Consider the following 20868-nt stretch of genomic DNA (forward strand, 5'->3'; position numbering starts at 1 on the left):
ACCTACATCTATCCGCCCGCGCCCTCGATGCGGATCATCTCCGACATCTTCGCCTACACCTCGCAGAAGATGCCGAAATACAATTCGATCTCGATCTCCGGCTATCACATGCAGGAGGCCGGCGCGACACAGGATCTTGAGCTCGCCTACACGCTCGCCGACGGCGTCGAATATCTGCGCGCCGGTCTTGCCGCAGGCCTCGACGTCGACCGCTTCGCGCCGCGGCTGTCGTTCTTCTGGGCCATCGGCATGAACTTCTTCATGGAAGTCGCCAAGATGCGCGCCGCGCGCCTGCTCTGGGCGAAGCTGCTCAAGCCGTTCAACCCCAAGGACCCGCGTTCGCTCTCGCTGCGCACGCATTCGCAGACTTCGGGCTGGTCGCTGACGGCGCAGGACGTGTTCAACAACGTGATGCGCACGACGGTCGAGGCGATGGCGGCGACGCAAGGTCATACCCAGTCGCTGCACACCAACGCGCTCGACGAGGCGCTGGCCCTGCCGACCGACTTCTCCGCCCGCATCGCACGCAACACGCAGCTCTTCCTGCAGCAGGAGAGCGGCACCACCCGCATCATCGATCCCTGGGGCGGCTCGTATTACGTCGAGCGCCTGACGCGCGATCTCGCGGCGAAAGCATGGGGGCACATCCAGGAGGTCGAGGAACTCGGCGGCATGGCCAAGGCCATCGAGGCCGGCGTCCCGAAGCTGCGCATCGAGGAAGCCTCGGCCAAGACGCAGGCCCGCATCGATGCGGGCAAGCAGGCCGTGATCGGCGTCAACAAATACAAGCCGACCGACGAAGTCCCGATCGAAATCCTGAAGGTCGACAACACCAACGTCCGCCGGCTCCAGATCGACAAGCTGACGCGGCTGAAATCCGAACGCAACCAGAAGGACGTCGATGCGGCGCTGGCCGCGTTGACGCGCTCCGCCGGCGAAGGCAACGGCAACCTGCTGGCCCTCGCCATCGATGCCGCGCGAGCCAAGGCAACCGTGGGCGAGATTTCGGACGCGATGGAAAAGGTGTTCGGACGGCACCGCGCCGAGATCAAGTCGATCACCGGTGTCTACAAGCGGGAGGCGGCCAGCATGGGCAATCGGGTCGAGAAGGTTCAGGAACTGATCGATGCCTTCGAAGAGGCGGAAGGCCGTCGCCCCCGTATCCTGGTGGCCAAGATCGGCCAGGACGGCCACGATCGCGGCCAGAAGGTGATCGCCTCGGCCTTCGCCGACATCGGTTTCGACGTCGACATCGGACCGCTGTTCGCGACCGCCGACGAGGCGGCCCGGCAGGCGGTCGAGAACGACGTCCACATTCTCGGCGTTTCCTCGCTCGCTGCCGCCCACCTCACCGCGGTGCCCGAATTGAAGGCCGCGTTGAAGAAGCAAGGCCGCGACGACATCATGATCATCATCGGCGGCGTGGTACCACCGCAGGATTACGATGCGCTCTATGCGGCCGGTGCCGAGGCGATCTTCCCGCCGGGCACCGTCATCGCGGATGCGGCCGAGGAACTGATCCACAAGCTCAACGCGCGGCTGGGCCATAGCGAGGCGGCGGAGTAGCCCTCGCCGCTTCATGGCGCTCGGGTACCAAACCGGCAGGCATACGGCCGCGACCAATCGTCACGACCCCGCGCTCGGGGGCTGTACGTTTTGCGCCGGTTCATCTTGCAGCCATTACGCTGCCGCTATGTCCGAACGCACCGGCGGGAGCCGGAGGCGATGCAGATCCATGGATGCTGAATTGACATATCATCACGCAAAGGCGCGCGCAGGATTGCTCCCGCGCGCGATCGCGGTCCTTTCGGCCGTCGCAACGCTCGCCATCGCCTCCGCTACCTTAGCCGCCGATGCGAAGCCCGACGCCATCATCAAGAACAAGAGCATCGAGGCCCGCATATTCCTCGATGACCGGATCAAGGCCGATGCTGCATTGGCGGCCGATTGCCTCGCCGAAGGCAGAAAGTGGCTCGACAAGAACGCGACGGACGCCGCCGCCGCGCGCAAGGAGGATCCGCAATTCTTCAAGGACGGCGGCTGGGATTTCGAACGCAAATATGCGATCCGCTCGGTCGTGGCCGATCGCTATGTCAGCGTCCTGCGCAACGACTACATGGACACCCACGGCGCCCATCCCAACTCGGACGTGAACACGATCCTGTGGGACAAGGCGGAGAACAAACGCATCTCGATCCGCCCCTTCTTAACCGAGACCGCCGACAACGGGCCGACCATGAAGGCGATGGTGAAGGCGGTGATTGCCTCGCTCAAGACCGAGAAGAAGGAACGCGGCACCAGCGAAACCGCAACCAGCGAATGGTTCAAGGGTGTCGAGCCGAGCCTGCTCAAGATCGGCGCGGTAACGTTCGCGCCCTCGACCGATGCGGGCAAGAGCTCCGGTCTCACCTTCCACTATCCACCCTACGCGGTCGGTCCCTACGCCGAGGGCGAATATGTCGCCTTTGTTCCCTGGGAATCGCTGAAGCCCTACCTCAGTGCGGAGGGTGCGCGCATCTTCGGCGGCGTGCGGCCGAAGGGAGACGCGGACGAGGCGCGGTGATCTCCAGGGGGCCGTGAGGCCGCTGCCTGCGGCGCTATGGCCACTGCTTGCGACGTCAGCGCAAATCCGCCTAAGATGTTGCATTGACGAGAGCGCCGTTTTCCGAGGGCGCCGCCGGGATCATTGATGTCAGGAATTACGCGCCGCACTTTCGCGGCCTCTTCGGTAGCTGCGGCCGCTGCAACTCTGCTCACGCCTGCGCTCGCACAATCTTACCCGTCACGGCCGGTGACCTTGATCGTGCCCTGGGGCGCAGGTGGCGGAACGGACGCAACCGCGCGCATCGTTGCGGCGCTCCTGGAAAAGGAACTCGGCCAGCCCTTCAACGTGGTGAACCGCACCGGCGGGTCTGGCGTCGTCGGCCATGCCGAGATCGCAGCCGCCGCGCCGGATGGCTACACGATCGGCATGCTGACCGTGGAAATCTCGATGATGCATTGGCAGGCTTTGACTCAGCTGACGCCGCGGAACTTCACGCCGCTCGGGCTGATGAACGAAGATCCGCCAGGCATCCACGTCTCCAAATCCTCGCCGTACAAGACGGTGAAAGAGCTCGCGAGCGCCATCAAGGTGGCCCCGCCGAGCAAGTTCAAGGCCTCAGGCACCGGACAGGGCGGCATCTGGCATCTCGCGCTGGTCGGTTGGATGCAGGCGATGGGATTGCCCGCGAACCAGATCTCGTGGTCGGCATCGAACGGCGCAGCACCTGCGATGCAGGATCTCCTCGCGGGCAGCCTCGACCTGACGACCTGCTCGGTGCCGGAAGCATGGGGCATCATCGAGGCCGGCCAGGCGCGAAGCCTCGCGGTCATGGCGCCCTCACGCAATCCGATCTTCCCCGACATCCCGACGCTGAAAGAGGCGCTCGGCGTCGACTATTCGACGAGTTCATGGCGCGGGATCGGCGCGCCGAAGGGCTTGGCTCCGGCGGTTGCGGCAAGGCTGACGGCGGCCTTGAAGAAGGTCTACGATTCCACAGAATTCAAGGACTTCATGACCAAACGCGGCTACGGCATCGTGTGGCGCGATGCCGGCCAGTTCGCGAGCTTCATGGATCAGGCGGATGCTCAGATGGGTCGAGCCATGAAGGCCGCCGGTTTTGCAAGAGCCTGATTTGGCGCTTCGTCCCGGCCGCGCCGTCCGTACCAACACGACTCGAAGCGAGAGGCCCTCGCCTGCTCCGCCGCGGCGTTGTAAAGCAGGGCATGACTGAGAAGAAGGCTTCGCAGGACATCAAATCCCTCGCCCACGACGTCCGTGCGGGCAGCCGCGCGGCGCTCGCCCGCGCGATCACGCTCGTCGAGAGCCGGCGAGGCGACCACCAGGCATCGGCGCGCGAATTGGTGCAGATGCTCTTGCCCGACACAGGCAACGCGGTTCGGGTCGGCATCACCGGTTCGCCCGGCGTCGGCAAGTCCACCACCATCGATGCGATCGGCACCTATCTGATCGAACAGGGCCACAAGGTCGCGGTGCTCGCCGTCGATCCGTCTTCCGCGCGCAGCGGCGGCTCGATCCTGGGCGACAAGACGCGGATGGCGCAACTCTCCGCATCGGACCATGCCTTCATCCGCCCCTCGCCCTCTTCCGGGACGCTCGGCGGCGTCGCCGCGAAAACGCGCGAGGCGATGCTGTTGTGCGAGGCGGCCGGATTCGACGTGGTGCTGGTCGAGACCGTCGGGATCGGGCAGTCCGAGACCGCGGTCTGCGACATGACCGATTTCTTCCTGGCCTTGATGCTGCCCGGCGGTGGCGACGAACTCCAGGGCATCAAGAAGGGCCTGGTCGAACTGGCCGACATGATCGCCATCAACAAGGCCGACGGCGACAATCTGAAGCGCGCCAACATTACCGCCGCCGACTATCGCGGCGCGCTGCACATCCTGGCGGCACGCTCCGAGCACTGGCATCCGCCCGTCGTCACCTATTCGGCGCTGACCGGCACCGGCATCGCCGACCTCTGGCAAAAGATCCTCGATCACCGCAAGGCGATGAACGCATCCGGCGAGTTCGCCGCGCGGCGACGCGACCAGCAGGTGAAATGGATGTGGTCGATGCTGGAACAGCGCATGCTGGCGCGACTGCGCACCGAAGCCTCGGTGCGGGCCAAGGTGAAGAAGATCGAGGCCGATGTGGCCGACGGCCGCGTCACACCGGCGCTCGCCGCCGAACACATCATGGAGTTTCTGCAGTGAGCGGAAAGCTTCGCATTCTCCTCACGGGCTTCGGATCGTTCCCGGGCGCGCCCTACAATCCAACCCAGCCTCTTGTCGCGCGGCTGGCGCAACTGCGCCGTCCGGCATTCGACGATGTCACGATCGCAAGCCATATCTTTCCGGTCACCTACGCTGCGGTCGACCGGCAATTGCCGGAGGTCCTCGCCAAAGCAAGGCCTGATGCGCTGCTGATGTTCGGCCTCGCCGCGCGCACCCCTTACCTGCGCATCGAGACCCGCGCGCGCAACGCCGTCACCATGCTCTGGCCGGATGCCGCCAACACGCGTTCGAGCAAGCGCGGGATCGCCGCCAACGCGGATGCGATGATGTTCGGCCCTCACACTGCGCGGCTGCTGCGCGCCGCGCGCCTCACCGGGATCGATGCACGCTCCTCGCGCGATGCCGGCGCCTATCTCTGCAACTATCTGAGCTGGCGCGCGATCGAGCATGTGAGGGACGGCGGACCAGGGCTTGCCGCGTTCATCCACATTCCGCTGCTTGCCCGCAGCGGTGCCGTGCGTCGCAAGGGTGCGCCGCGCATCACGCTCGATGAGCTGGTGGATGCCGGTGAAGCTCTGCTGGTGGAGATGGTCGCGCTGGCGCGGAAGGCACGCGTTTCGCCGCCGCGAGGCTGATCCATGCGGCAGCACCTGGCCTTGCGTAAACATTTAACCCTACCGCCAACAATCCTGCCCGCTTCGGCCGCCCTGAACCATTTCTGCGCTACCTAATCCGCGCGGACCTCCCGCGTCCGCCGGAGGACGCTTCATGGACCTCAAACGCCGCCATCTCATCGGAGCTTCGGCCGCAGGCGTGGCCGGCGCGCTGGCAATGCCGGCCGACGCCGCCCGCGCAGCGCCGCCGACATCGCTGCTTGGCCGCGATGCGACCCAATACGGCGTACGGCCAGGCAGCAGCGAAGACCAGACGCGCGCGCTTCAGCGCGCGATCGACGAGGCCGCGCGGGCGCAAGCGCCGCTCGCCTTGCCGCCCGGCGTCTATCGCAGCGGCCTCCTACGGCTGCCCAATGGCGCCCAGCTCATCGGCGTCCGCGGCGCGACGAAGCTTGTCTTTTCCGGCGGAGCCTCGGCGATCCAGAGCGACGGCTCGGATTCAATCGGCCTCACCGGCATCACCTTCGACGGAGAAAACATTCCACTGCAGGCGCGACGTGGGCTCATCCACGTGCTCGGCGGCCGCGACGTCCGCATCACGGACTGCGAGGTCGCGCGTTCCGGCGGCAGCGGAATCTGGCTCGAGCAGGTGTCGGGCGACATCTCCGGCAACATCTTCACCGACATCGCGGTGACGGGAGTGGTCTCGTTCGACGCCAGAGGCCTCAGCGTCGCGCGGAACACCATCTCCGGTACCAACGACAACGGCATCGAGATCCTGCGCACGGCGATCGGCGACGACGGCACACTGGTTGCCGACAACCGCATCGAGAACATCAAGGCCGGGCCCGGCGGCTCCGGCCAGTACGGCAATGCCATCAACGCCTTCCGCGCCGGCAACGTGATCGTGCGCGGCAATCGCATCCGGAATTGCGACTACTCCGCGGTGCGCGGCAATTCGGCCTCGAACATTCACATCACCGGCAACAGCGTGAGCGATGTGCGTGAGGTCGCGCTCTACTCCGAATTCGCGTTCGAGGCTGCGGTGATCGCCAACAACACGGTCGACGGCGCGGCCGTCGGCGTCTCCGTCTGCAATTTCAACGAAGGCGGCCGCATCGCCGTGGTCCAGGGCAACATCATCCGGAACCTGATCCCGAAGCGACCGATCGGCACCGCGCCGGATGACGATGCCGGCGTCGGCATCTACATCGAGGCGGATTCGTCCGTGACCGGCAACGTGATCGAGAATGCCCCGTCCTATGGGATCGTCGCAGGCTGGGGCAAATATCTTCGCGACGTCGTCATCTCGGGCAACGTGATCCGCAGAGCGCTCGCGGGCGTCGGCGTCTCGGTCGTGCCGGGCGCAGGCACCGCGCTCGTCAACAACAACATGATCTCGGAGACCCCACGAGGTGCCGTCGTCGGGCTCGACCACGCCCGAATCGTGACCACGGATCTGGCGGCCGACGGCGCCCAGCGCTTTGCGCAGGTGGTGGTCGGCGGCAACGCAGTGCGCCGGTAGCAGCAGACGACCTGCAGGCTTCGGTCATCCCAAATGCGAGCGATCGCCGGAGCGTCCGGCGAGCGCTCGCAAAGCTAGAACGCATTCCGCAGCAGCGGGTATCTGGCCTCAAGGCCGTCGAGGTTGAAGGTGAATTCGACCATGCCCTCAGGCTCCGCGACGGTCTCGGCGGCCGGCGACGACAATTCCGCCAGCAGAGCCGCCACCGGATCAGGCTTGGCGAGCGGCGCGATCGGGATTTCAGTGACGTCGGCGAGCGCGTCGGGCACAGGGTCCAGCGTGACCGGCACGATGGTCTCAGGCTCGATATGGACGGCTTTCGGCTGCATGGTCTGGGCGAGTTCGCGCGGGGCGACGCGCGGCATTGTCGCAGGTGACCAGCCGAATGCCGATTTGACGGTGGCGGCAGCGGCGGCAACATCGCCGCCGGTTGCAAGCGCGCGCCATGTCTGAACGGCCCGCTTGGCTTCCTGGATGTTCTCGAGAAAGGCGATCTCGCTGTGATAGCGCCGCCAGCGTCCGGTCTCGAACATCTCGGAAAGATGTTCCAGCCGCTGTTCGGCCAGCGTGCACCAGCGCGCCGCAATATCGCGGCTGAAAGTTTCGCAATGGCGATGTGTCATGAACCAGCCCGTGAGGAAAAAAATACGGACGCGGGGGACGCAACGCACACGAATCAATTTGGACGCGACATGAATATTTTGTGGAAAAGTTTTGACTTGTCCAGCAGCGACACGACTTTGGTCGTGAAACACCGTAGTGGCGCGGAGATTTCAGGCCTTTAGCAGTCAAGCTCCCCACAAGCATAGCGGCCTTGCTGTGCGCCGGCCGAATCGGAATGACCGCGGCCACGAGGCAGCGCCCAACCAGAAGCTGATCCGGCGGGGGATTCAATGAAGTGGACAATGCAAAAGAAAAGACCCGTCCGGGGGGACAACCGGACGGGTCGAGCCATATGGGCGCTTGGGGTGGATGGGCGCTCGCGCCTGATATGACCTATGGGGAGGGATGACCGCTCCCACATATTTTGGTCGTGGCAGCCGTCCGAACGTTCAATGCGGCGTCCGATTTTTTGGTCCTCGTGCCGCCAGCATCCTGGCCGCAACGGCTATCGCGCTGCGGGCCTATCCACCTGAGAAACCGTAGATTTCTCGTCGGCACCCGACAGCGACGGCTGCTCGATCGCACGGATGGCGGGCTCGTCGCGACGCTCCGGCACATCTTCACGTTTTGTTGTACCGGACGCAGCGGCAACCGGCGTCGCGCTCTCTGCGGGAACAGCCATCACGGCGGCATAGGCATCGGGCTCGCCGTCGCCGTAGAGATCATCGCGCCCGGGTAAACCGAGGTCGCGCGCCGTCTTGGCCAGCGTCATGCGCAGCGCTTCCGGTTTCAGCATGTGGTCGCGCGCGAGCAGCAGCGCCGCGACGCCCGAGACATAGGCGGCAGAGAACGACGTGCCCGACGTCATCTGGTATTTGCCGTCCGGCGCCGGCAGGAAGATGTCGACGCCGGGCGCCGCGAGCGCGATGTAGTTCCCCCGGTTCGAGGCTGCGAGCAGCTTGTCCTGCTGGTCGGTCGCGCTGACGGCGATCACGTTGGGATTGGCGGCGGGATAAAGCGGCGGCGATTTCGCCCCGGCATTGCCGGCGGCTGCGATCAGCAACAGGCCACGCGCGGCGGTCGCAGCGATGGCGCGCTCGATCACCACATCCTTCGGGCCTGCAAAGCTCATATTGACGATCTGCGCGCCGTGCTCGGCGGCGTAGTTCAGCGAGCGCAGGATGATGTAGGAGTTGCTCTCCGCGCCGCTCGTGGTGCCGCCGAAGGCGCGGATCGCGATGATGCGCGCTTCCGGCGCACTCCCCATCAGCCGCGCATGCGCAACGATGACTCCCGCGATGCCGGTGCCGTGCACGTGCGGTCCCTCGGAACTGCCGAGCGCGTCAAAATTGTCGGCTATGGAGCCGGCAAGTTCGGGATGCCGAGCATCGATCCCGGAGTCGATCACCGCGATGGTGACATTGGCACCGCGCGCCAGCGTATGAGCCTGCGGGAGGCGGAGCTTCGCCAGCGCATATTGCGCGGGATCGCCCTCGTTCGGCACCGGCGGCTTCTGGTCCTGAAGCACGTAGCGGAAGTTGGGCTGGATCGAGCGCACGCTGCCGTCGGCGGCGAATTCGCGCCGCACGGTCTCGTAGGGACGGCCGTCGGTGATGCGGAACAGGCCAATCGTGGCGCCAACCAGCGGAAAACTTTCGGAAGCGATGCGCCTGAGGCCGTGGCGGCGCGCAAGCTCGTCGGCCTGGGTCGCCGACAGCGCACCGTCGATCTCGGCCACGAATTCGTTGGCGATGGTGCGCAGGTTCATGGCGGCGGGCGTGCTGTTGCCGCGCGCATTGCCGGCGCTGTTCCTGGCCGATTTGCCGGTACCGCTGCCGCCCGCATCAGGCTGCGCCAGGCATTCACCGTCCGCATCGCGATAAGGCGCGGCGCAGACGGGATAGAGGTTCGGCGAATAACGCGCATAGGGCAGCACCGGCGTCGGCGCCGTACGCGCCGAGACCCGGGGGACGGTGGGGATGGCCCGTGGCCCGCGGTCGACACTCACCGCGGTCGCGGAGACACCAGGATTGACGCGCGCGGCAATGCTCGGATTGATGGTGGGCGTGCGCGAGGGAACGTTGATGGTCGGCGTGCGCATGATGGCCTGGGCATGCGCAACCCCGGCGCCGAAACAGGTCGCGATCAGGAGCGCGGCTCCGACCGACGAAGCATAAGCCCCGGTGCTGCCCCCACTCTCGGACTTGCGCGTCATGATCTCTCGGCGCCTTACGGCGTCGCGACGGCCAGGTTGACGATCTTCTCGCGCTGCATCTTGCCAAGCAACGAGGCAAGCTCATCCTGGCTCATCGCCTTCTCGAACTGGATGCGGAACATGCCGCCCTTTGCCCCGTCGACGATCGAGGCCTGGTAGCTGTCGAGCAGCGACGTGATGTCCGCCACGCGCGCTTCGGGCGTGAAGCGGACCAGCGCACGCGACGGCGCAGCCGCCGCACTCAGTTCGCGCGTGATCGGTGCGTTGGTGGACAGCGAGGCTGTCTCGAAGGTTGCGGTCTGGGTCTTCATCAGTACCGCGCCGATGATGCCGGCCTGCAGCAGCAGCGCGACAGCGCCAAGGCTCGCCGACCAGGCCAGCGTGCGCGGCGAAAGGCCCGCGAAAAAGGTGGAGATGCGCGCCGACAACGGCAGCGGACCGGCAACCCGCGCCGGCTCGGCGTCGATCGCGGCGAACAGCTTTTGCATCGCGCGCGCCGACGGAGCGCCGAGGCTTTCGTTGAGGTGGATGGTTTCTTCGTACTCTCCGCGGATCGCGGCATATTGCCTTGCAAGCTCGGGATCACGCGCCAGCGCATCCTCGACGCGACGGGCGTCCCGCGCGTTCAGCGTCCCGGCCGCATGCCACGGCAGCAGCACCTCGATCTCACCGGGTTCTTGCCCCAGCATCTTCTTGCTCAAAGCCATCATGGCCAGCCTCGCTCAAAGCCGGCTGCTTTCAGCAACTCGGCCAGTTTCTTGCGCGCATAGAACAAGCGCGTCTTCACAGTGTTCTCCGGTATCCCGACAATTTCGGCCACCTCCTCCACGGACTTCTCGTGGTAGTAGACGAGATCGACGATTTCCCGATGTTCCGCCGAGAGGCCCGTCAGACACTCCCGCAACGCTTCACTGGTATCCTTCTTCTGCACCGCCATTTCGGGATCGTCGGACGAGTCCTCGATCGCGTTGGCGGCCTCGTCATCCAACTCGAAATCCTTTCTGCGCCGCAGCGCAGAGAGGGCCTTGAATCGGGTGATTGCCAGTAGCCAGGTGGAGACGGCGGATCGGCCCTCGAACTTGCCGGCCTGACGCCAGACGTCGAGAAACACCTCGCTGATGAGGTCTTCCGCCGCCTGCTCGTCACGCACGAGCCTGAGGCCGAACCGATACACCCTGACATGGTGCCGCCCGTACAGCACCTGCATGGCGAGCCGGTCGCCCTGGGCGATCCTGGCGATCAGGACCTCGTCCGAAGCCGCCTGGGTCACGCTCAACGGCCGTCTCGCAAAGTTGGTCGGGGCGATACGGCGGACGGTTCGACGGAAGGCGCAAGAATCTTTAATTTACCGCAGTCATACGGGGACCTCTGTGATCCAGCACACATACGGACATCTTCCTTGTCCGACCCGTGAAGACCAGCGATTTTGCTGAAATTCGGTAACATAATACTGAAAAGACTTCCCTCGGGGAGTGCCAGCACGGCACTGGAGACCGGACCAAGCCTGGGTCCGTAGCAACCTTCCAAGACGTATGTCTCACGAACACCCATTTTGGCTCGACCGCGCCGCCCGCGGTGCCTCATCCGCGGCAAATTCTCCGGTGCCCCGTCCAAACCGCGCGTCCGGATTCGGTATCAAAGGATACCAAACCTAAAGGCTTGCCACGTAGATTTTCGGACTGACATCTACCACTGGCGGGACCATGAGCACGGCCGCGACGTCCTTTCCGGAGAGGAATGCCGCAGAGGCCGCGGATCTCGTCCTCGCGTCCGAGGCGACCGAGCCCAAAGTGCTCGCGCGCCGGGCCCGGCAGCGCCGCCAGATGTATGTCGGCCAGGTCGCCAGCTACTCGCTCGGTGCCTTCGTCCTGCTGCTCTACGCCCATGACGGCGTCATCTCGACCGATATCGCCTCGCTGTTCTGGTTCGGCGGCCTCCTGATCATCGGCACGTTCGCCGTGCTTTCGGAAGCCGGCATCGGCGACAAGCGCGACGACCACTATCTCACGGTCTTCCAGATCTCCGCGCATATGGCGCTACAGTTCGCATTCCTGGTGGCGGCGCCGGCGATCGGGATCGCCTTCATCAGCGTGCTGTTCCTGATCTTCGCATTCGGTACGCTGCGGATGACCTCCGCCCAGGCGATGTTCACCTGGGTGCTCGCGGCGACCGGCCTTGCCGTCGTCTTCCTCGCTTCCGATCTGCCGATCGGCATGCCGGTCGCAACCCGGCTGCAGCGCGGCACCTCGATGCTGTGCTTCGTGCTGGTGATCGGCCAATGCGCTTTCCTCGGGCTGTTCGGCGCGACCCTGCGCAAAGCGCTCTATCGCCGCAGCATCGAGCTGAAGGCGGCCTATCGGCGTATCGAGGAACTCGCCGAGCTCGACGAACTCACCGGCTCCTACAACCGCCGCTGCATCATGCGCCTGCTCGACGCCGAGATCGCAAAGTCGCGGCCGGCGGCGACACCTTTCGCGATCGCGTTGATCGATCTCGACTGGTTCAAGCGCATCAACGACGCCCATGGCCATCCCGTTGGCGACGAGGTGCTACGCACCTTCGCCATCACCATCTTCGCCAACATCCGTCCGGACGATCGTTTCGGCCGCTACGGCGGCGAGGAATTCCTGCTGTTGCTGCCGGACACCGACGGCCGCGCAGCATCGCGTATGCTTGAGCGCTTGCGCACCATCGTCGCCGATCTCGACTGGAGCGCGTTCTCGCCGGGCATGCGCGTGACGATTTCCGCTGGCGTCGTGACGCTGCGCGACAGCGATACTGCAGACACATTTCTCGCGCGCGCCGACAGCGCGCTCTATTCAGCAAAGGCGCAAGGGCGCAACCGTATTGCAACGAATTGACCAATCCATTTTATCGCGGCGCGCAAGAACATGCCGCCGGATCGAACGCTCCAGGACAGGGCCATGATATCCAAAGCCACCAAGCCATCCGAAAATCTGCTCGATGAACTGCAGACCGCGCTCGCGCACGGCACCGTCGCGCGCCGTGTCGAGACCCTGCGCCGCGTGACCGATCTGTTCGCCAACAATGCGGTGGACTATTCCGAAGAGCACGTCGGCTTGTTCGACGACGTCTTCCAGTGCCTGATCGAGCAGATCGAGACCTCGGCCAAGGCGCTGCTCGCCGACCGGCTCGCGCCGATCGCGGCTGCACCGCCCAAAATCATCCGCACGCTCGCGCTCGACGACGTTATCGAGGTCGCCGGCCCCATCCTGTCGAAGTCGGAGCGGCTGGACGAGGCAACCCTGATCGAGATCGCACGCAGCAGGAGCCAGGCGCATCTCATGGCGATCTCGCTCCGCCGCGTGCTATCCGAGGCGCTGGCCGATGTCCTGGTGACGCGCGGCAACGACGAAGTCGTGCAATCGACCGTGAGCAATCCGGGCGCGCAGCTCTCCGAAAGCAGCCTCGCCGACCTCGTCGCGCGCGCCGAGCGCGACGACAACCTGGCCGCCTGCATCGGCTTGCGGCCCGGCCTGCCGCGCCACCATTACCTGAAGCTCGTTGCGAAGGCGTCCTTGAGCGTGCGCAGGAAGCTCGAGGCCGCCAATCCGGAACTCGCCGAGCAAGTATCGAGCGTGGTGCAGGAAGCGGCCCAGCGCGTCCGCGCGGCCGCCATGACCAGGCAGACCGAGATGGCGCGCGCGCTGGTAAGGTCGCTGCACGAGGACGGCCGCCTCAACGAAACCCAGGTCACGGCCTTCGCCGAGCAAGGCAAGTTCGACGAAACCAACGCCGGGCTCGCAGCGCTCGCGGGCGTGTCGGTCGAGGTCGCCGAGAACATGATGATCGAGAGCCGCAACGAGGGCGTGATGATCCTCGCTAAGGTTGCCGGCATGTCGTGGCCGAGCGTGCGCGCGATCATCGCTCTGCGCGAGAAACTGTCCGGCGGCTCGCAGATGGATATGCTGGCGCTGCGCGATACCTACGAGGCGCTGCGCAGTTCCACCGCACAGCAGGTGCTGCGCTTCCACCGCATGCAGCAGGGTACGCCCGCGGAGTAGTCGCGGCGAGGCGCCTAATAGCGCAGGACCTTCGATCCAACCAGCGCACCGATCGCGGTCACCACCGCGGTCGCGATCGTGTACCACGTCGCGACGAACAACGGTGAGTCGTCGGTGCAGTGCGAGGCATAGAGCGTCGCCGCCAGCCCCGCCGACAACATGCCCGCGAGTGCTCCGGCGAGCGCGGGCCGCGACGGCGCCCCGTGACGCAGCCCGAACAATGCGCCCGCGAGCAGCGGCAGCGACATCGCGGGGATCGCCATCAGGCAAGCCCTGGAATTCTTGCCCATCAGCCGCATCGTCATCGGCATTGCCGGCGCCATCATCGTTTCGCTGCCGATGGCGACCGCAAGCAGCCCCACGGGAAGCAGCAGCAGCCAGCCCCAGCCACGCATCAAAGCTTCCGGCCGCGACAGATGCAGGCTGACGATGATCGCGGGGATCGCGAGCGACAGCGTGACCGCGAACTTCATGTCGAAGAACGGATTGTGCATGGCCGTCATCACGTCGGCTCGCACGCCGAGGGTCGTCGCGAAGATCAGGATCGATAGCGGCGCGGCCACCAGGAGCGCCATGGTCAGCGTGGCGCCGACGCGCGGAGTGCGGTGAGCGTTGTCGACCGCGAGCGTGCGAATGAGTTGATCGGTATCCATGACTAGTGGTCCCGCAATCTGGCCGTGAGCGCGGCAAGTCCGCGATGAAGCGCGACCCGCACCGCACCTTCGCTCATCGAAAACTTCTTTGCCGTGTCCTTGATAGAAGCGCTGTCGACCGCGATCGACTGCAGCACGTCGCGCTGGCGCTGCGGCAGCGTGTTGAGCTGCGCGGCGACTTCTCGTGCCGAGGCCGTCTCCTGCGGTGCTTCGCCCGGCAGTGTCTCGGCGAAATCGTCGATGTCGACGAAGACGCGCCTTCCCCGGCGACGCAGGGCATCGATCAGCTTGTTGCGTGCGATCGCGAACAGCCAGGGCGCGAAGGGCGCTTCGCTATCCCAGGTGTGCCGCTTCAGATGCACCGCCAACAAGATCTCCTGCACGATATCCTCGGCCTGATCGGGAGGCTGCCCGGCCCGCGCCAGGCCCCGCCTCGCGGCTGCCCGCAGCACCGGCGTGATGGCTTTCAACAGGCGATGATACGCCGCGTCGTCGCCTGCCATGGCCGACCGCATCAGGCCGGTCCACTCGTCCTCACGTCCGCGCACGCGCGCCCCTCACCATGCAATTCGGTCGCTCTTTCAATTTGTTACGCCGAAGCCGAAAATATCACGAAGTCGTGATCGAAGGCCGACCTCGCTCACCGATGCGACCGCCGTGACGGCTCATAACACCCTTCAGCCCGGTTGGCATCTGATGGGGGTGGATGGGGGGCTCTGCCCCCTTTTCGCCCGGTGTTGCCCGAAGATTCCCATTTTCTGCCCCGCTGTGGTCACGCCGCGGCGTCTCTGTTCGCCCCGGGACGGGCGAATTGGGGAGAGCCTCAACATGATGAAAGCCAGCCAGCGCGCGGCATTGATCCTTCTTGCCGGACTTATCCTGCTGTTCGGGGGCATCGCCCAGGCGGCGGCTCCTGCCGCCAGCGGCAAGTCCGACAGCAAATCCGACGGCACGGCCAAGCAGGCCGATTCCGCCACGCCGGGCAAGCACCGGCGCCACAGCTCGCGCCACACCACCGAGAGAAGCAAGACGGCGCAGAAATCCGACGACAAGGCCGCGCCGAAGCCCGACGAGGCCAAGGCCGACAACGACGCGCCGGCCTCCGGCCAGATGCCGCCGGACGTCGCCAACGCCAATGCGCAGTTCGCCGCCGCCGACACGCCGACCGCCGCCGCGGCCTCCGCGATGACCGGCCGGGCCAACGACAACGTCCAGGCCGCGGCCGATAATACCGCCGCCCCGGCCGCCGAGAGCCAGGTCGTCGCCCCCGATCAGCTCAACGACGTCGACCGCGCCCTGCAGCAGGACAACTCCGCCGCGCAGAAGACGCCAGCCACGGCCACCGACGCGCAGCCGCGCCCGGCACCGGTGCTCGCCTCGAGCGGCCAGCAGAACTCGGCCTGGGACCAGAGCTCCCTGATCGGCAAGATCTTCATCGGTTTCGGCGCGTTCCTGACACTCGCGTCCGCCGCACGCATGTTCATGGCTTGACCGGCCCGGTCCGGGACGCGCATCGCGTCGCGTCCCGGCCCTCTTGAAGCCCACCGCGCCAGCGGGCACATTGCCCGCCCAATCAAAAGCGTGGGTGGAGCATGAGCACGTTCGAACACATCATCGTCGAAGGCAAAGGCGCGGTCGGCATCATCAAGCTGAACCGGCCGAAGATGCTCAACGCGCTCTCCTTCGGCGTCTTCCGCGAGATCGCCGCCGCCGTCGACGATCTCGAGGCGGATGACGCCATCGGCTGCATCGTCGTCACCGGAAGCGAAAAGGCGTTTGCCGCCGGCGCCGACATCAAGGAGATGCAGCCGAAGGGCTTCATCGACATGTTCTCCGAGGACTTTGCCGCGATCGGCGGCGACCGCGTGGCACGCTGCCGCAAGCCGACGATCGCCGCGGTCGCGGGCTATGCACTCGGCGGCGGCTGCGAGCTCGCCATGATGTGCGACATCATCATCGCCGCGGACACCGCCAAATTCGGCCAGCCCGAGATCACGCTCGGCACCATCCCCGGCATCGGCGGCACCCAGCGCCTCACCCGCGCGATCGGCAAGTCCAAGGCGATGGATCTCTGCCTCACCGGCCGCATGATGGACGCGGCGGAGGCGGAGCGCTCCGGCCTCGTCAGCCGCATCGTGCCGGCCGACAAGCTGATGGATGAGGTCATGGCCGCGGCCGAGAAGATCGCCTCGATGTCGCGGCCCGCGGCCGCGATGGCCAAGGAAGCGGTGAACCGCGCCTTCGAGACCACGCTCGCCGAGGGCATGAGTGTCGAGCGCAACCTGTTCCATTCGACCTTCGCGCTCGAAGATCGTTCCGAAGGCATGGCCGCGTTCATCGAGAAGCGGAAGCCGGTGAACAAGAATCGGTAACGCTGTCGCATAAACGTCAAACGTCCACATCGGGACGACAGCAGAGTCGGATGGCCGGCATGCGATGCCGGCGGTCCCGCGGACTCCTGTGATGAAGCTGCAACAAGCACGGATTTCATGGGGGTTTTCCCCGCGGCAGTTTGCCTGCGGGACCGGCGCTGGTTAAACAGGTTAAGAGCGCCTCCGTCGGCGGGGGCGGACAGCCGGGGTTTTTGCGGGATTATATGAACGGGCGCACCGCCAGCACTGGCCGCGAGTTGATGCGGCGCCGATCGGGCGTGGGCCATGTTGCCGCATGGGCTGCGCTGATGTTGGCCTGCACCGCGCCTGTTCCTGCTTGGGCGGAAGCCCTCCCGGCGGCCCTGGCCAAGGCCTACCAGACCAATCCACAGCTCAACGCCGAGCGCGCGCGGCAGCGTGCGACCGACGAGAACGTGCCGCAGGCGCTCGCCGGCTACCGGCCGCAGATCGTGGCGAGCCTCAGCGCAGGCCTGCAGACAGTGCGCAACCTGCTGCCGGACAACACCGTCCAGACCGCGAACCTGAAGCCGTGGGTCATCGGCGTCACCGTGACGCAGACCTTGTTCAACGGTTTCCGCACAGCCAACAGCGTGCGGGTCGCGGAACTCCAGGTGCAGTCGGGCCGCGAGGCGCTGCGCAATGTCGGCCAGGGCGTGCTGCTGGATGCAGTCACGGCTTACACGAACGTGCTGGCCAACCAGTCGCTGGTCGATGCCCAACGCTCCAACGTCGCCTTCCTGCGCGAGACGCTGTCCGTCACCCAGCGCCGTCTCAACGCGGGCGACGTCACGCCCACCGACACCGCCCAGGCCGAGGCGCGCCTCAGCCGCGGCCTTGCCGATCTGAACGCCGCAGAAGTCGCACTCGCGGTCAGTCAGGCGACCTACGCCCAGGTGATCGGCAATCCGCCGTCGCAGCTTCGGCCTGCCGACGTCGTCGATCGCTACCTGCCCAAGAGCCGCGAAGACGCCATGACGATGGCGATCCGGGAACATCCGGCGGTGATGGCCGCCGGCTTCGACGTCGACGTTGCCTCCACCAACATCCGCGTCGCCGAAGGCGCGCTGCTGCCGAGCGCCACCCTGCAGGGCAGCGCCAGCCGCAGCCGCCAGGACGACCCCACGCTCGGGACCTTTGCCACCGACCAGGCCTCGATCGTCGCCAACGTCACCGCACCGATCTATGACGGCGGCCAGGCTGCATCGCAGACGCGGCAGGCCAAGGAGGTCACGGCGCAGAGCCGGCTCGTGCTCGATCAGGTGCGTAATCAGGCACGCACGGCTGCGGTCAGCGCCTGGGTCGCCAACGAAGGCGCCAAGATCGCGGTCTCGGCCTCGGAATCGGAAGTGAAGGCCGCCACGGTCGCCCTGCAGGGCGTGCAGCGCGAGGCATCCGGCGGACAGCGCACGACGGTGGACGTGCTGAACTCGCAAGCCGACCTGATCCAGGCCAAGGCGCGCCTGATCGGCGCGCTGCGCGACCGCGTCATCGCTTCCTATACGCTGCTGAGCGCCACCGGCCATCTCGACGTCAAGACGCTGAACCTCAACACGCCGGACTATCTGCCCGAGGTGCACTACCAGCAGGTCCGCGACGCCTGGCACGGACTGCGTACGCCGTCGGGTCAGTAGTTTCGCACATCTCGGGCGGGCGGTTCCGATGAAGAGCAGCCGCATTCATCTGATGGGAGCCTCAGGCGCAGGCGTGACGACGCTCGGTCGCGCGCTGGCCGGCCGGCTGGCACTGCCGCATCACGACAGCGACGATTATTTCTGGCTGCCGACTGTGCCACCCTACCTGACCACGCGCCCCGTCGCCGATCGGCTGCATCTCATGCGCGAGATGTTCCTGCCCCGCCATGACTGGATCCTGAGCGGATCCGTGTCCGGCTGGGGTGACGAACTCGTTCCGTACTTCGATCTCGTCGTCTTCGTGACCACGCCGCGCGAGTTGCGGTTGCAGCGCCTGCGGGCCCGCGAGGCCGCGCATTTCGGCGCTGACGCCGTCGCGCCCGGTGGCTGGCATCATGAGGAGACCGAAGCATTCATCGCATGGGCCGCCCGTTACGAAGCCGGCGACCAGGACGGCCGCAGCCTGGCGAAACATCAGGCCTGGCTCGCCCGCCTGCCCTGCCCGGTCGTACGCGTGGACGGCGCACGCCCCCTTGCGGACCTCGTCGAGCAGCTATGCGCCGAGATGCAGCGGCTGCCCGGGTGACGTGATATCGTCGCATCGCGCATCGGACCGCGACGCACGGCGAGAGCCGCGCTGAGCCAATGCAGCATCCCGCACGTCACCCCTGCGGAGTCACCATGACCGGCACGACACTCCACCCGCGCGCCTCGCAACCGGCAACGCCCGTCGATTTCGACGTCCCGCCGCATGCCTGCGATTGCCACACCCACATCCATGGCGATGTCGACAAGTTTCCGTTCTTCCCGGGGCGCGTCTACACGCCGGGCCCGGCATCGCCGGAAGAGATGGCGGAACTGCACAAGGCGCTGCATGTCGAGCGCGTGGTGATCGTCACGCCGAGCGTCTACGGCACCGACAATGCCTCGACGCTGTTCGGCATGAAGGCGCGCGGGCCGACCGCACGCGGGGTGGCCGTGATCGACGACAACACGACGGAAGCCGAACTCGATGCGATGCACGCGCAGGGCTTTCGCGGCATCCGCATCAATCTCGCCACCGGCGGCATCAACGATCCCGCCGTCGGCCGCGCGCGCTTCACCGCTGCCGTCGAGCGCATGAAGACGCGCGGCTGGCACGTGCAGCTCTATACGACGCTGCCGATGATCTCGGCGATCAGGGATCTCGTGCTGGCTTCGCCGGTGCCGGCCGTGTTCGACCATTTCGGCGGCGTCGAGGCCTCGCGCGGACTGCAGCAGCCGGGATTCGACGACCTGATCGCGCTTGTCAGATCCGGCAAGGCCTATGTGAAGATCTCGGGCGCATATCGATCGTCAGCGCGAGCGCCCGACTATCAGGATGTCGCGCCCTACGCCCGCGCGCTGATCGCGGCGAATGCGGATCGCGTCGTCTGGGGCACCGACTGGCCGCATCCGGACTCGAATCATGTCGAAGGACGCGGGCCGACCGACATCGCGCCGTTCTATCCGATCGACGACGGCCGCCTGCTCAACCAGCTCACGGCGTGGGCGCCTGAGTCCGATGTGCGCAGAAAAATCCTCGCCGACAATCCGGCGCGGCTCTACGAATTCTGAGTCGCGCCAAATCGAATTAAGTTCAAACGAAATGAAACTCGAGTCCGCTTCGCGCGACGGAACAGTTGCCGATTGCGCACAGTGGCATGGACTCACATGAACGTGTTCGTGTTCCCGAGCGCTTTTCACCCGTTCGGTTGAGGCGGCGATTCACGTTCGCCGATACGCACGCACAGATTTCATTTGTTCGTGCGGTCGCATGTCATTGTCACATTATCTTGCCGCGCTTGCTTCCGGCATTGGAATTGGTTTCACCGTCGCAGCTCCGATCGGCCCCATGGGAATGCTGTGCATTCAGCGCACCCTGGCATCTGGCATGGCCACGGGTCTGGCAACAGGCTTTGGCGCCGCGACCGTGCATCTCGCCTACAGCGCATTTGCGGTGCTCGGCCTCGGCTCGCTGGCGCAGCCATGGGTCGAGGCGAACGCCGTGGGCTTCGGTATCGTCTCCGCCCTCACATTGCTGTGGTTCGCGCTCCGGACACACCGGTGCTCCGTCGTGCTTCAGGACAACAACGAGATCGACAACGTCCGCCTGGCGCGCGCCTATCTCAGCGCCATCGCGCTCGGCCTGACCAATCCGCTCACGGTCATCCTGTTCCTGGCCGCGCTGCATGCGTTCTCGACGCAATCCGCGACGGCGCCGCTGGTCGTGGGCGTATTCGTCGGCTCGGCGGTGTGGTGGACCGTGCTCAGCACGATGGTCGCGACCGCCCGGTCAAGACTGACCCCGCGCATGCTCTCGGCCAGCAGCCGCCTCGCCAGCCTGATGCTGCTCGGACTGGGCACCACGATGCTGGTGCGGATTGTACAGCGCGTGCTGTGAACGGACGG

The 20868-nt window shown here is 65.9% G+C and carries 20 protein-coding genes; 14 read left to right on the top strand and 6 right to left on the bottom strand.

Going from position 1 to position 20868, the window contains the following annotated elements; all coding sequences use genetic code 11:
* The 6 genes from scpA to QM712_RS05565 all read left to right on the top strand — a co-directional run.
* A partial coding sequence (scpA, locus tag QM712_RS05540; RefSeq protein ID WP_415022057.1) for a methylmalonyl-CoA mutase occupies positions 1-1566 on the top strand: 1566 nt, incomplete at its 5' end.
* 229 nt (positions 1567-1795) lie between these two features.
* Complete coding sequence (locus QM712_RS05545; RefSeq protein ID WP_415022313.1) at positions 1796-2563, top strand: RsiV family protein; 768 nt, start codon at positions 1796-1798, stop codon at positions 2561-2563.
* A gap of 126 nt (positions 2564-2689) precedes the next feature.
* Positions 2690-3676, top strand: coding sequence for a tripartite tricarboxylate transporter substrate binding protein (locus QM712_RS05550; RefSeq protein WP_415022058.1), 987 nt, complete (start codon positions 2690-2692; stop codon positions 3674-3676).
* 92 nt (positions 3677-3768) lie between these two features.
* A complete protein-coding gene (meaB, locus tag QM712_RS05555) occupies positions 3769-4758 on the top strand; it encodes a methylmalonyl Co-A mutase-associated GTPase MeaB (protein ID WP_415022059.1) in 990 nt (329 codons plus the stop codon).
* Complete coding sequence (locus QM712_RS05560) at positions 4755-5414, top strand: pyroglutamyl-peptidase I (protein ID WP_415022060.1); 660 nt, start codon at positions 4755-4757, stop codon at positions 5412-5414. The genes meaB and QM712_RS05560 overlap by 4 nt, the downstream gene beginning before the upstream one ends.
* A 133-nt stretch (positions 5415-5547) precedes the next feature.
* On the top strand, positions 5548-6918 hold the full coding sequence (locus QM712_RS05565; protein ID WP_415022061.1) for a TIGR03808 family TAT-translocated repetitive protein: 1371 nt from the start codon (positions 5548-5550) through the stop codon (positions 6916-6918).
* Positions 6919-6992: 74 nt separating this feature from the next.
* Here QM712_RS05565 and QM712_RS05570 read toward each other — a convergent pair whose 3' ends face one another.
* From QM712_RS05570 to QM712_RS05585, 4 genes are all read right to left on the bottom strand, one after another.
* On the bottom strand, positions 6993-7541 hold the full coding sequence (locus QM712_RS05570) for a TIGR03809 family protein (RefSeq protein ID WP_415022314.1): 549 nt from the start codon (positions 7539-7541) through the stop codon (positions 6993-6995).
* Between the two features lie 485 nt (positions 7542-8026).
* Positions 8027-9736, bottom strand: coding sequence for a S8 family serine peptidase (locus QM712_RS05575; protein ID WP_415022062.1), 1710 nt, complete (start codon positions 9734-9736; stop codon positions 8027-8029).
* A gap of 14 nt (positions 9737-9750) precedes the next feature.
* Entirely contained in the window at positions 9751-10446 is a 696-nt protein-coding gene (locus QM712_RS05580) for a hypothetical protein (protein ID WP_415022063.1), read from the bottom strand.
* Entirely contained in the window at positions 10443-11012 is a 570-nt protein-coding gene (locus QM712_RS05585) for a sigma-70 family RNA polymerase sigma factor (protein ID WP_415022064.1), read from the bottom strand. Before QM712_RS05585 ends, QM712_RS05580 begins: the two co-directional genes overlap by 4 nt.
* A 427-nt stretch (positions 11013-11439) precedes the next feature.
* On the opposite strand from QM712_RS05585, the gene QM712_RS05590 reads away from it, so the two are divergent.
* Positions 11440-12597, top strand: a complete 1158-nt coding sequence (locus QM712_RS05590; RefSeq protein ID WP_415022065.1) for a GGDEF domain-containing protein — start codon at positions 11440-11442, stop codon at positions 12595-12597.
* Between the two features lie 63 nt (positions 12598-12660).
* Positions 12661-13761, top strand: coding sequence for a DUF2336 domain-containing protein (locus tag QM712_RS05595; RefSeq protein WP_415022066.1), 1101 nt, complete (start codon positions 12661-12663; stop codon positions 13759-13761).
* A 14-nt stretch (positions 13762-13775) separates the two neighbouring features.
* Here the strand turns inward: QM712_RS05595 and QM712_RS05600 are convergent, their stop codons facing one another.
* Together QM712_RS05600 and QM712_RS05605 are read right to left on the bottom strand one after the other, a co-directional pair.
* Positions 13776-14414 carry an NrsF family protein gene (locus QM712_RS05600; protein ID WP_415022067.1) on the bottom strand — a complete coding sequence of 213 codons (639 nt, stop codon included), beginning with the start codon at positions 14412-14414 and terminating at the stop codon, positions 13776-13778.
* 2 nt (positions 14415-14416) lie between these two features.
* Positions 14417-14962: a sigma-70 family RNA polymerase sigma factor gene (locus QM712_RS05605; protein WP_415022068.1), complete on the bottom strand. Its 546-nt coding sequence runs from the start codon at positions 14960-14962 to the stop codon at positions 14417-14419.
* Positions 14963-15242: 280 nt separating this feature from the next.
* On the opposite strand from QM712_RS05605, the gene QM712_RS05610 reads away from it, so the two are divergent.
* From QM712_RS05610 to QM712_RS05635, 6 genes are all read left to right on the top strand, one after another.
* Positions 15243-15905, top strand: a complete 663-nt coding sequence (locus QM712_RS05610) for a hypothetical protein (protein ID WP_415022069.1) — start codon at positions 15243-15245, stop codon at positions 15903-15905.
* A 101-nt stretch (positions 15906-16006) separates the two neighbouring features.
* Positions 16007-16786, top strand: a complete 780-nt coding sequence (locus QM712_RS05615) for an enoyl-CoA hydratase (protein WP_415022070.1) — start codon at positions 16007-16009, stop codon at positions 16784-16786.
* Between the two features lie 224 nt (positions 16787-17010).
* Entirely contained in the window at positions 17011-18438 is a 1428-nt protein-coding gene (locus QM712_RS05620) for a TolC family outer membrane protein (RefSeq protein ID WP_415022071.1), read from the top strand.
* A gap of 28 nt (positions 18439-18466) precedes the next feature.
* Complete coding sequence (locus tag QM712_RS05625) at positions 18467-19024, top strand: hypothetical protein (RefSeq protein ID WP_415022072.1); 558 nt, start codon at positions 18467-18469, stop codon at positions 19022-19024.
* 95 nt (positions 19025-19119) lie between these two features.
* Positions 19120-20034: an amidohydrolase family protein gene (locus QM712_RS05630; RefSeq protein ID WP_415022073.1), complete on the top strand. Its 915-nt coding sequence runs from the start codon at positions 19120-19122 to the stop codon at positions 20032-20034.
* 199 nt (positions 20035-20233) lie between these two features.
* Positions 20234-20860 carry a LysE family translocator gene (locus tag QM712_RS05635; protein WP_415022074.1) on the top strand — a complete coding sequence of 209 codons (627 nt, stop codon included), beginning with the start codon at positions 20234-20236 and terminating at the stop codon, positions 20858-20860.
* Positions 20861-20868 lie beyond the last annotated feature (8 nt).

It is taken from the genome of Bradyrhizobium sp. (assembly GCF_047605465.1).
Lineage (GTDB): Bacteria > Pseudomonadota > Alphaproteobacteria > Rhizobiales > Xanthobacteraceae > Bradyrhizobium.